A 12189-nucleotide genomic window follows, 5' to 3' on the forward strand; every position below is an offset into this window, starting at 1 on the left:
GGCGGCGACGGCGGCCTGGTCAACCTGCTGAACAACCTCGGCGGTCTGCACCACGAGACCGCGCCGACCGCGGTGACCACCTCCGCCTCCGACCCGACCGCGCGCACGGCACCGGAGCCCAAGGTCGCCAAGCACGCCAAGGTCGCCAAGCACGCCAAGGCGGGCATCAACAAGAAGGACGGCCCGCAGGGCGGTAGTGGCGGGTCCGGCGCGGTCGCCAGTGTGGGCAACGGTGGCAACGCCCGCGGGCACGCCACCGCCAACGGCGGCGACGGCCACGTGGCCGCGGTGTCCAACGGCGGCAACGACAATGCCAACTCCAGCGGCAACGGTGGCCACGGTGGAGCGGTGGACGCCGGCAACGGTGGCAACAACCAGGGCAGCGAATGCGGCAACGGCGGTAGCGGCCGAGTGGCCGGTGCATCTGACGGTGGATCAGGCGATCGCGGCCAGAACAAGGGCGGCGACGGTGGCGTGGTCGACGCGGGCCGCGGCGGCGCCGGCGACAAGAACACCGAGAACGGCGCCGCCGGTTCCCACGACACCGGCGGGGCCGTGCACGACGCGGCCGGTGCGCTGCTCAACGCCGGCAACGGCGGGCGCTCCACCGGCGGCGGCACCGGCGACGGTGGCCGCGGCAGCGTGGTGCACGCGGGCAACGGTGGCAACTCCGGTCCCGGTACCGGCCAGGACGGCACGGGCGAGCTGGCCAACGCCGGCAATGGCGGCAACGACGCCCGCGGCGGCCCGGGCGACGGCGGCGGCCACAGTCAGAGTGGCCACGGCGCCCCGCTCAACGTCGGCAACGGCGGCGATGCCCGCAGCAACGGGCGCGGCAACGGCGGCGAGGGCAATGTGGTCAAGGCCGGCAACGGCGGCCACGGCGAGAACGACGACCACGCCGGCGACCGGCACAAGGGCGACAACGGCGGCGGCCGCACGCATGACAGCGGCAAGTCCGACGGCGGCCTGGTCGCTCTCGGCAACGGCGGCAACTCCGGCGGCGACGGCGACGGTGGCGACGGTGGCCCGGTGTCGGTGGCCAATGCCGGTGACGGCAAGCACCAGCACAACGCCGGCGAGAAGGGTCGCCACCGCGGACCTAACGGCGACCAAGGCGGCCCCGGCTACGGCGGCGGTCCCGGTGGCGGCGAGGGCGCCCTGATCTCCATCGCCAACGGCGCGCACAACCGCAAGCACCACCTCATCGACCTGGCCAACGGGTCCGACCCATTGCTGGGCCTGGCCAACGGTGGCCCCGGTGGCGGCGGGCAGCCGCATGCCGGTGACGCGCCGGGCATCGCGTTGGGCAACGGCGGCGACGGCGGCAACGCCGGCTCCACCGCCCACCCCGGGCGCGACCGCCACGGCGACTACTCCGAGGGCAAGCTCATCGAGTGCTTCAACGGCGCGGACGCGCCGGGCAGCCACCATGACAACCATGGCGGCGACAACCCGCTGGTCACCATCGGCAATGGTGGCCAGGGCGGCGGTCCCGGCGGCGGCGGTCCCAACGGCGGCGGCCCCAACGGCGGCGGCCCCGGTGGCGGCGGCGGTCGTGGCACCGGGTCGATCGTTGACGGCGCCAACGGCGGCGACAGTGGCGGCACCGGTGGCGGCGGCGGCATCGGCGGCGGCGGCGGGGAAACCAAGGCACCGATCGTGCAGGTCTTCGACGGCGGCTCGGGTGGCGGCGATGACGGCTCCGGCGGTACCGGCCAGATCGTCAAGGGCGGCGACGGCGGCAACGGCACCAACGGCGGCGGCGACTCCGGCGGCGGCGGCGGCGACGGCAGCCTGGTCGCGACCAGCAACGGCGGCGACGGCGGTGGCGGCGGCGGCCAGGACGGCGACAACGGCGGCAACGCCACGGTGGTGTCCATCACCAACGGTGGTGACGGCGGCAACGGCGACGGCGACGGCGACGGTGGCCACGGCGGCACTGGCGTGCTGACCACAGTCGTCAACGGTGGCACCGGTGGCGACGGCACCCAGCCGGGTGACGGCGGCAGCGGTGGCGACACCGGGCTGGTCTCGTCCGGCAACGGTGGCGACGGGTTCCAGGCCGGCCCGAACGACGGCGGCGACGGCGGCGGCGTGTCCGTCGGCGACGGCGCCGACGCGGGCAAGCCCGCCCCGCCGCCCGCGGCGGTCAAGCAGGCACACAAGCCGCCCGCGCTGCCCAAGACCGGTGGCGACGCCGGCGGCATGGGCGCCACCGGCGCGATCGGAGCCGGGCTGCTGCTGGCCGGTGCGGCGCTGCGGCGCCGTCACGCGAAGGACTGACCAGCACAAACGCAAATGTCGGGGTCGGCAGGCAGGATGGATTCCATGCCCGCCGACCCCGACAACGTTCTCGGCCCGTTCGGCGCGGCCACCCGGGCCTGGTTCACCAGTGCCTTCGAAAGCCCCACGGCCGCACAGGTCGGCGCCTGGGCGGCGATTGCCGCCGGTCGGCACGCCCTGGTCGTGGCGCCCACGGGGTCGGGCAAGACGTTGGCCGCGTTCCTGTGGGCGCTGGACCGGCTGAGTAGCCAACCCGCGCCCGCGGACCGCGAACACCGCTGCCGGGTGCTGTACGTGTCCCCGCTCAAAGCGCTGGCCGTGGACGTGGACCGCAACCTGCGCGCCCCGCTGGCCGGCATCCGGCAGGCCGCGGTCCGCCTCGGGCTGCCCGAGCCATCCATCGACGTCGCCATGCGCACCGGGGACACCCCGGCCGACGAGCGCCGCAGGTTCACCACCCGTCCGCCGGATGTGCTGATCACCACCCCGGAATCGCTGTTCCTGCTGCTCACCTCCCGCGCCCGGGACTTCCTGCGCGGGGTGGAAACGGTGATCGTCGACGAGGTGCACGCGGTGGCCGCGACCAAACGCGGCGCGCACCTGGCACTGAGCCTGGAACGGCTGGACGCGCTGCTGGAGTCCCCCGCGCAACGCATCGGCCTGTCCGCCACCGTGCGTCCGGTGGAGGAGGTGGCCCGGTTCCTCGGCGGCGCCGCCGAGGTCAGCATCGTCAAACCGGCGGCGAGCAAGACCGTCGAGGTGCAAGTCGTGGTGCCGGTCGAGGACATGCGCGAACTCGGTGCGCCCACCGGCGAGTTCGACGCGACGGGTAAGGAGACCCGCTCATCGATCTGGCCGCACGTGGAGGCGCGCATCGCGGAGTTGATCGCCGCACACCGCTCCACGATCGTGTTCGCGAACTCCCGCCGGTTGGCCGAGCGGCTCACCCAGCGCCTCAACGAGACCGCCGCGGAGGACCTCCCCGAGCACCCCGAGCCGCCGGCCCAATTGATGGCCGCCAGCGGCCTGTCCTACGGCGCCCCCCCGGTGTTGGCCCGCGCGCACCACGGCTCGGTGTCCAAGGAACAGCGGGCGATCATCGAGGAGGAACTCAAGGCCGGCCGTCTGCCCGCGGTGGTGGCCACCTCAAGCCTGGAGTTGGGCATCGACATGGGTGCGGTGGACCTGGTCGTGCAGGTCGAGTCCCCACCCTCGGTGGCCAGTGGGCTGCAACGCATCGGTCGTGCCGGACATCAGGTCGGCGCGGTCAGCCGCGGCATCGTGTTTCCCAAGCACCGTGGAGATCTGGTGCCCACCGCGGTGGTCGCCGAACGCATGACGGCGGGTCAGATCGAGGCGCTCAGCGTGCCGCGCAACCCGTTGGACGTGCTCGCCCAACACCTGGTGTCGATGGTCGCGTTGGACGACTGGCCGGTGGACGAGGCGCTCGCACTGATCACCCGCACCGCGTCGTTCGCGGCGCTGCCACGCAGCTCCTTCGACGCCCTGCTGGACATGCTCTCCGGGCGGTACCCCTCCGATGAGTTCGCCGAGCTGCGCCCGCGCCTGGTGTGGGACCGGGTCGAGGGCGTGTTGCGCGGCCGGCCCGGCGCGCAGCGGCTCGCGGTGACCAGCGGCGGCACCATTCCCGACCGCGGCCTGTTCGGGGTTTTCCTGGTCGGCGCGCCGCCCATTGGTCACTCGGCTACCGCCTCGCTCCGCGCCTCCCGAGTGGGCGAGCTCGACGAGGAGATGGTTTACGAATCCCGCGTCGGTGACGTGTTCACCCTCGGCACGTCCAGCTGGCGGATCGAGGACATCACCCACGACAAGGTGCTGGTCTCCCCCGCGCCCGGCCTGCCCGGCCGGCTGCCGTTCTGGAAGGGCGATCAACCCGGCCGCCCGGCCGAACTGGGCCGAGCGATCGGCGCGTTCGTGCGTGAGCTCGGCGGCATGGACGAGGCCGCCGCCCGCGCCCGGTTGACCACGGCCGGGCTGGACGAGTGGGCCGCGGGCAACCTGCTCACCTATCTGGCCGAGCAACGCCAGGTCACCGGCGGTTACCTGCCCGATGACCGCACGATCGTTGTGGAGCGCTTCCGCGACGAGCTCGGCGACTGGCGAGTGGTGGTGCACTCCCCATTCGGCGCGCGGGTGCACGCCCCGTGGGCATTGGCCATCGCCGCTCGGCTGCGGGAGAGCACCGGGGTGGACGTGCAGGCCATGCACGCCGACGACGGGATCGTGCTGCGGCTGCCCGATATCGAGGATCTGCCCGGCGGCCACGGACCGCCGGTGATCCTGGACCCGGCCGAGGTGGAGGCGTTGGTCACCGCGGAGGTCGGCGGGTCGGCATTGTTCGCCTCCCGCTTCCGCGAGTGCGCAGCACGGGCGCTACTGCTGCCGCGCCGCGACCCGAACCGCCGCTCACCGTTGTGGCAACAGCGCCAGCGCGCCGCCCAACTGCTGTCCGTGGCCTCGCAGTACGCGTCGTTCCCGATCCTGTTGGAGACCATGCGGGAGTGTCTACAGGACGTCTTCGACGTGCCGGGGCTGACCGCGTTGATGACCGACGTGGACAACCGTCGGGTGCGCATCGTCGAGGTGGAGACCGCGGCGCCGTCCCCGTTCGCCCGCTCGCTGCTGTTCGGCTACGTGGCCTCGTTCATCTACGAGGGCGACTCCCCGCTGGCCGAACGCCGGGCAGCTGCCCTCTCGCTGGATTCGACCTTGCTCGCCGAGCTGCTCGGCACCCCGGACCTGCGCGAGCTGCTCGACCTCGACGCCCTCGAGCAGGTGGAGGCCGAGCTGCAACATCTGCTGACTGAGCGTCAGACCCGCGACGTGGAAGGGGTTGCCGACCTGCTCCGCCGACTCGGGCCGTTGACCACCGCGGCCGCGTTGGCCCGGGGCGCGCAGCCCGGCTGGCTGGCCGAGCTGGAGGAAACCCGCCGGGCGATCCGGGTGCGCATCGGTGGCGTGGAGCACTGGGCGGGGATCGAGGACGCGGGTCGGCTGCGGGACGCGCTCGGCGTGGCACTGCCGGTCGGGGTGCCGGTGGCATTCACCGAGCCGGTGGCCGACCCGTTGGGTGACCTGCTGTCGCGCTACGCCCGCACCCACGGTCCGTTTCACGTGGCCGACGCGGCCGAGCACTTCGCGTTGGGCACCGCCGTGGTGCGCAGCGGATTGCTGCGGTTGTCCGGCGTCGGTCGAGTGGTGGCCGGGGAGTTCCGGCCCGGCGCGGCCGGTGAGGAATGGTGTGACACAGAGGTGTTGCGCCGGGTGCGGCGCGCCTCGATCGCCCGACTGCGCCAGGAGATCGAGCCGGTGGAGCCGGCCGCGTTGGCCCGCTTCCTGCCCGCCTGGCAGCACGTGGGCACCGACGCGTTGCGCGGCACCGACGGGCTGTTGCGGGTCATCGAACAGTTGGCCGGCGCCGCGGTGCCCGCCTCCGCATTGGAGAGCCTGGTGCTGCCCGCCCGGGTCATGGGCTACTCCCCGGCGATGCTCGACGAACTGACCGCGGCCGGTGAAGTGTTCTGGGCCGGGCACGGCGCACTGCCCGGCAACGACGGCTGGGTGTCCCTGCACCCCGCCGAGCACGCGCCACTACTGCTGCCCGAGCCCGCCGAAATCAGCGGTGACCTGCATCAGGCTGTTCTCGGCGCACTGGAGGACGGCCACGCGCTGTTCTTCCGGCAACTGTCCGATCGCATCGGTGCCACCGATGACACCGCATTGGTGGCGGCGATGTGGGACCTGGCGTGGGCCGGGCGACTGACCAACGACACCCTCGCGCCGCTGCGCACCCTGCTCGGTGGCCGCGGCACCCACCGCAGCCGCCCGCCGACCGCCCGCGCCCGGGTCGGCCGCGGAGGTCGCCCGATGTTGGGCCGCCCGAGCATGCCCACCCGCGCCGGCCCGCCCACTGCGGCCGGACGCTGGTCGCTGTTACCCGAGGTGCTCACCGACCCGACCCGCCGGGCCGGCGCCACCACGGAGACCCTGCTGGACCGGCACGGGGTGCTCACCCGTGGCGCGGTGATGGCCGAACGGGTCAGCGGCGGGTTCGCCGGGGTCTACCGGGTACTGGCCGCGCTGGAGGAGACCGGCCGCTGCCGGCGTGGCTACGTGGTCGAGGGTTTGGGTGCTGCGCAGTTCGCCCTGCCCGGTGCGGTGGACCGGCTGCGGGCGACGCCGGCCACTGACCGCGGCCGGCCGCGGGCGCTGGTGCTGGCCGCCACCGACCCGGCGAACGCCTACGGCGCCGCGCTGCCCTGGCCCGCCCGTCCGGAGGCCGCCGCGTCCGGGCACAAGCCCGGCCGCAAGGCCGGCGCCCTGGTCGTGCTGGTCGACGGCGAACTCGTGCTGTACGTGGAACGCGGCGGCAAGTCGCTGCTGTCCTGGCCGGTGACCGCCGACGTGCTGCAACCCGCGGCGGACGCCCTGGCGCTGGCCGTGCGCGACGGTGCGCTGGGCAAGCTCACCGTGGAACGCGCCGACGGCGCCTCGGTGCTGGGCTCGCCGTTGGCCGCCGCGTTGGAGTCCGCGGGCTTCCGCGCCGGACCGCGCGGGCTACGCCTGCGTTCCTGACGCTACGTCACATCACTGGAGGGGCAATGGTTCTGGCCACCTGGAAGGACCTGTGCGTCGACGCGGTGGACCCGGTGCGCTCGGCCGCGTTCTGGGCCGACGCGCTCGGCCTGCAGACCGAGGAGAGCGATCCGGAGACGCTGCGCGGGCCGACCCCGCAGCACACCGTGTGGGTGTGCCGGGTGCCCGAGGCGAAGACGGTGAAGAACCGCGTGCACCTCGACGTGCATTGCGCCGCGATCGGCGACCTGTCCGGCGCCACGGTGCTGGAAGACACGAGTTTTCGCTGGATCCTGCTCAGCGACCCCGACGGTCAGGAGTTCTGTGCGTTCGTGCGGGAGCAACCGCCGGCCTATCGGCTCTACGAGCTCGTGGTCGACTGCGCGGATCCCGGCCCGATAACGGACTGGTGGGCCGGGGTCTTCGGCGTAGTCGCGCACCGCGAGGCCGGGCAGGACGAACCCGGTTACGGCTGGATCCCGGCGCCCGCGGGTGCCCCGTTCGAGAACATCTCCTTCGTCCCGGTGCCCGAACCCAAGACCGTCAAGAACCGCGTGCACTGGGACGTCACCGGTGTGCCGGCCGACCTGGTGAACGCCGGCGCCACCCTGCTGCGCACCCGCGGCGACGACCGGCGCTGGGACGTGCTGGCCGACCCGGACGGTAACGAGTTCTGCGTGTTCTCGCCCGGCTGAGCACGGCTGTGGGAAAGTCCGGGCATGGTCTCTGCCGTGACCCGTCTGGTCCCGCTCGCCCTGGTGGCCGCGCTGGCCGGATGTGGCCCGCACCGCACCGTCGACCTCAGCCCGGGGCCGCAACCGGTCGCCACAATCGCCGCCGAGCCCACGGTGACCGACGTGCCCATCGCCACCGCGACGCCGACCGACACCAGCCATCCCGATCTTGCGGGCGACGGCGCGACCACCGCGTCCCCGGCGGCCACCCCGGCCCCGGATGGCACGCTGACCAACGGCAAGCACCCCGTCTACATCACGAGCGTGGACGTGGCCAACCGCAAGCTGACCGTGGACGTGGTGCAGTTCTTCACCGGCGACGCCGCGGCCAACGCGGCCCGCGAGGACGGGGCCAGTGAGGTGCGCCCGCCCAATGACTACTGGGTCCGCAACGCCAACAAAATGCTGCGCACGTTGCCGGTGTCCGCCGCTGCCACCATCACGGTCAACACGTTGGCCGGGGAGACCAGCGGCGACTCCGCGAAGGACGTCGCGGTGAGTCTGGAGCAGTTGGCCGGGTACAACCTGGCCAACCACCTGTTCTGGGTGACCGTGGACGGCGGCACGATCACCCGGATCGCCGAGCAGTTCCTGCCCTGACCCGGCACGGTTGGCCTGCGGCGCACCGGGTAGGGCGTGCCGTCGTGGACCGCCATGACATCACCGCGCTGATCCTCGACGATCACGACACCTTTCGTCGCGGTTTCGCGGCGTTGGACGAGGTGCAGGGCCCGCCCGGCTCCACCCCGGATCCGGCGGCGCTCGAGAGCGTGTGGCGGCCGCTGGCCGACCTGCTGGACGTACACGCGGCGGCCGAGGAAGAGGTCTTCTACCCGCGGCTGCTGCGCACCGGTGACGACGCGGTGGACGAGACGGTCGACGCCATCGGCGACCACAACGAGATCCGCGATGCCGTTGGCCAGGCGAACGCCGCCGGGGTGGGCACCGCCGCCTGGTGGGCCGGGGTGAACGCGGCCCGGGCGGCCAACACCGAGCACATGGCCGAGGAGGAGGACGACGCGCTGGCCGACTACCGCCGGCACTCCGATCCCGAGTCGCGGCGGGCGTTGGGGCGGGCCTTCCTGGAGTTCAAGGCCACGCACCGCAGCGCCGCCGCGGTGGACACCTCGGACAAGGACCCACAGGCCTACGTAGCCGCGCAACTGCCGGCACGCGACCCATCACTGCGCATCGGCCAGTCTGGTTGAGGAGAGATACATGACCGACCATCTGGCCCGCGACCTGGCGCCGATTCCGGCACAGGCGTGGGAACTGATTGACCGGGAGGCGCGGGAGCGTCTCACCCCCTATCTGGCCGCGCGCCGGCTCGTCGACTGGTCCGGCCCGCACGGTTGGACATACTCGGCCACCGACCTGGGCCGCATCCAACGCGTCGAGGACACCGCCGACATGGCCGGGGAAGAAGTGGCGCGACGCGTGGTGCTGCCGGTCATCGAATTCCGCGTGCCGTTCACGGTGCGCCGGGACGAGGTGGCCGCCGCCGCTCGCGGTGCGCTCGACCTGGACCTCGACGATCTGGTGCGTGCCGCGAGCCGCGCCGCGGAGTGCGAGAACGCGGCGATTCTGCATGGTTGGAAGCCGGCCGACGTGGTGGGCATCACCGACGCCGCCGCGCATTCGGCCGTGCCGCTCGGTGACGACGCGGGCGGTTACCCGCACGCCGTCGCGGTGGCGGTGGACCGGCTACGGGACGCGGGCGTCGACGGTCCGTTCGCGCTCGCCATCGACCCCAAGGGCTACACCCGCATCATGGAGACGACCGAGCGCGGCGGGCACCCACTGCTGGACCACCTGCGGCAGATCCTCGGTGGCGACATCATCCGCGCTCCGGGCATCTCCGGAGCCGTTGTGCTCACCCGCCGCGGTGGGGACTTCGTTCTCGACGTCGCCCAGGATCTGGCCGTCGGCTACTCACATCACAACGGCTCGGCCATCCACCTGTACCTGGAGGAAGCGTTCACCTTCCGGGTCATCGAACCCGATGCCGGAATCGCGCTCACTCGCTGAGCGGCGCTGAGCTCATTCGTGCTCGTTGTGGCGGGCCTCGGCCCGGCGCAGCCCTTCCTCGCCGTATTCCCCGATGCGCTCGCGGTGCTCCTTGCTCATCGGGGCGTTACGCGCAGTGCGCGAGCCCAGGCCCACCGTGATGGCCCACATGCCGACCAGCGCGATGACAACGGCGATGACAATCGGGATGGCTCCATGGGTGGCAAGCATGCAGTGTTACTTCCCGTGGGCCGCGGCCCCACACACCGGCTACGCGGCGGCGACGACCTCGGAACGCTCCGCGCCGACCGGCTCCAGCGGCAGCACGGTGGCGGTGGTGGCCCGCTCGGCGACCGCGACGGTGTCCGCGACCTCGCGCATCAGGTCGGACATGCGCATGCCCAGCGCGTCGCAGATGGAGGCCAGCAACTCCGACGAGGCCTCTTTCTGGCCGCGTTCCACCTCGGAGAGGTACCCCAGGGACACCCGGGCCAGCGCCGAGACCTCTCGCAAGGTGCGTCCCTGCTCCTGCCGACGGCGGCGCAGCACTTCGCCGAGCAGGCGTCGCAGCAGGATCATCGCCGGCCTCCCTCGGCCCGAAGGTACGTCCTACCCGCAACGGTACCCGTCGATAGCCCGCTGCGGCGATGGTGTAACAACGTGTTCCGCCCGGGGCGAAATTTCCCCCGTTCGGCGGGCCGAGGGCTCATCCGGTCAGCTCATACGGTTCCAGCCCGAGCAGGTGGCGACGCACCAGGTCCAGGGCGTGCACCACGCTGAGCGCGCGGACCAGATCCCGGCGCGGCGGCAACGACCGGCGAATCACCCGGGCGCCGTCCGCGGAGTCCACCGCCACGAACAGCGTGCCCACCGGGTAGTCCCCGACCGGGTCCGGTCCGGCGACCCCGGTGGTGGCCAATCCATGCGTGGCGCCCAGGCGCTCGCGCACCGCGCGGGCCAGCGCCAAGGCCACGTCGGCGTCCACCGGGCCGCGTTCGGCCAGCAGGTCGGCGTTCACCCCGAGCTCGGCCTTGGCCTCGGTGGCGTAGACCACGGCGCCGCCCCGGAAGCTCACCGAGGCCCCGGCCGGGTCGGTCAACGCCGCGGCCACCAGGCCGCCGGTCAACGACTCGGCCACCGCGAGGCTCGCCTTGCGCTCGCGCAACAGTCCGTGTACCACCGCGGACAGTTCGGTCCCGTCGGTGGAGTAGGCAGCCGAACCCAGCCGGTGTGTGACGGCGTCGAGCGCCGCGGCCACCGCGTCACCCGCCCCGGTCAGCCGCACCGCGACGTCGCCGGGCAGTGCCAGGTAGGCCACCCGCACCGAGCCGAAGTCCACGTCGTTCAGCGCGGTGGCGATCGAGGACTCACCGGCCAGTGCAATCCGGACCGTCGCGGTCACCGGCCGCGGCTCCCCGGGAGTCGACGCAGCCAGGCCGGCGGACAGCTCCGGGACGATGTGGTCGGCGAGCATCGCCTCGAGCTCGCGCGGCACGCCGGGCAGCGCGTAGATCAGCGTGGCGCCGACGCTCATCCGCAACCCCGGCGCGCTGCCCCGCGGGTTGGGCACCGGGACCGCGCCCCGCGGCACGTCGGCCTGACGCAGCGCCAGGTCCGGCACCGGCACGTTCCACTCCGTGTAGCGGGACCGGACGATGTCCTCCAGCGCTGCGTCCCGGTCCATGCCCACCCCGGCCAGCCCGGCCAGCGCATCGCGGGTGAGGTCGTCGCAGGTCGGTCCGAGACCGCCGCTGCACAGCACCAGATCCGCCCGCGCGCAGGCGGTCCGCAAGGCCCCGACGATCTCCTCGACGTCGTCGGAGACGTCGTACACCACCGAGAGCCCGAGCCCGATCCCGCCGAGCGCGTCGGCCACCCGGGCCACATTCGAGTTCAACACCAAACCGGACAGCAATTCATCGCCGACCGTGATCAGCTCGACCCGGGTCATGCCCGCGCTGCCGCCCGCAATCGTGCGGCACGTAGCACGTAATCCACGCCGGTGACCCAGGCGACCACCACCGCGGCGGTCATCAGCCCGATGGCCACGTCGTGCCCGAAGCCAGTGAACGGCAGGATGTAGAACCCGGTGCCGAAGCCGAGCAGCATGGTCTTGAGCTTGCCGCCCCGACTGGCCGGGATCACCCCGTGCCGGATCACCCAGAACCGCAGCAGGGTGACCCCGAGTTCGCGCACCAGCACCACCACGGTGACGAACCACGGCAGGTTGCCCAACGAACTCAGGCTGATCAGTGCGGCGGCGGACAACGCCTTGTCCGCGATCGGGTCGGCGATCTTGCCGAAGTCGGTGACCAGACCGCGTGAGCGGGCGATGTCGCCGTCGACCTTGTCGGTGACCATCGCGACCACGAACACGACCGCGGCCAGGCACCGCCACAGGATCGAGGTGCCTGAGGAGTGCAGCAGGGCGTAGCCGAACACCGGCACGAGCAGGATCCGGAGCCCGGTCAGGACGTTGGGGAGGTTCCAGTTGCCCACCGTCGCCGTCTGCTCGGTCATGGCCGCGGCTCCGCGACCAGGTCGGCGCCCTCACTGGCGACGACCG

General features: G+C 72.7%; 10 protein-coding genes. 6 read left to right on the forward strand and 4 right to left on the reverse strand.

Going from position 1 to position 12189, the window contains the following annotated elements; all coding sequences use genetic code 11:
- The 6 genes from VGJ14_10735 to VGJ14_10760 all read left to right on the forward strand — a co-directional run.
- Window positions 1-2286: hypothetical protein (locus VGJ14_10735; GenBank protein ID HEY2832890.1), on the forward strand; the 2286-nt coding region annotated here is incomplete at its 5' end.
- Between the two features lie 45 nt (window positions 2287-2331).
- Complete coding sequence (locus tag VGJ14_10740; GenBank protein HEY2832891.1) at window positions 2332-6882, forward strand: ATP-dependent helicase; 4551 nt, start codon at window positions 2332-2334, stop codon at window positions 6880-6882.
- A 26-nt stretch (window positions 6883-6908) separates the two neighbouring features.
- The gene (locus VGJ14_10745; protein HEY2832892.1) at window positions 6909-7577 is read left to right on the forward strand and encodes a VOC family protein; all 669 of its coding nucleotides are present in this window, start codon (window positions 6909-6911) and stop codon (window positions 7575-7577) included.
- A gap of 36 nt (window positions 7578-7613) precedes the next feature.
- A complete protein-coding gene (locus VGJ14_10750) occupies window positions 7614-8216 on the forward strand; it encodes a hypothetical protein (GenBank protein ID HEY2832893.1) in 603 nt (200 codons plus the stop codon).
- A 44-nt stretch (window positions 8217-8260) separates the two neighbouring features.
- The gene (locus tag VGJ14_10755; GenBank protein HEY2832894.1) at window positions 8261-8824 is read left to right on the forward strand and encodes a hemerythrin domain-containing protein; all 564 of its coding nucleotides are present in this window, start codon (window positions 8261-8263) and stop codon (window positions 8822-8824) included.
- Window positions 8825-8834: 10 nt separating this feature from the next.
- Window positions 8835-9644, forward strand: a complete 810-nt coding sequence (locus VGJ14_10760) for a family 1 encapsulin nanocompartment shell protein (GenBank protein ID HEY2832895.1) — start codon at window positions 8835-8837, stop codon at window positions 9642-9644.
- 12 nt (window positions 9645-9656) lie between these two features.
- Here the strand turns inward: VGJ14_10760 and VGJ14_10765 are convergent, their stop codons facing one another.
- The 4 genes from VGJ14_10765 to VGJ14_10780 form a co-directional block, all read right to left on the reverse strand.
- Window positions 9657-9854: a hypothetical protein gene (locus tag VGJ14_10765; GenBank protein ID HEY2832896.1), complete on the reverse strand. Its 198-nt coding sequence runs from the start codon at window positions 9852-9854 to the stop codon at window positions 9657-9659.
- A 39-nt stretch (window positions 9855-9893) separates the two neighbouring features.
- Window positions 9894-10202: a helix-turn-helix transcriptional regulator gene (locus VGJ14_10770; protein ID HEY2832897.1), complete on the reverse strand. Its 309-nt coding sequence runs from the start codon at window positions 10200-10202 to the stop codon at window positions 9894-9896.
- Between the two features lie 127 nt (window positions 10203-10329).
- A complete protein-coding gene (locus tag VGJ14_10775) occupies window positions 10330-11574 on the reverse strand; it encodes a nicotinamide-nucleotide amidohydrolase family protein (GenBank protein HEY2832898.1) in 1245 nt (414 codons plus the stop codon).
- On the reverse strand, window positions 11571-12143 hold the full coding sequence (locus VGJ14_10780; GenBank protein HEY2832899.1) for a CDP-alcohol phosphatidyltransferase family protein: 573 nt from the start codon (window positions 12141-12143) through the stop codon (window positions 11571-11573). Before VGJ14_10780 ends, VGJ14_10775 begins: the two co-directional genes overlap by 4 nt.
- Window positions 12144-12189: the final 46 nt, after the last annotated feature.

The organism is Sporichthyaceae bacterium (genome assembly GCA_036493475.1).
Taxonomy (GTDB): Bacteria; Actinomycetota; Actinomycetes; order Sporichthyales; family Sporichthyaceae; genus DASQPJ01.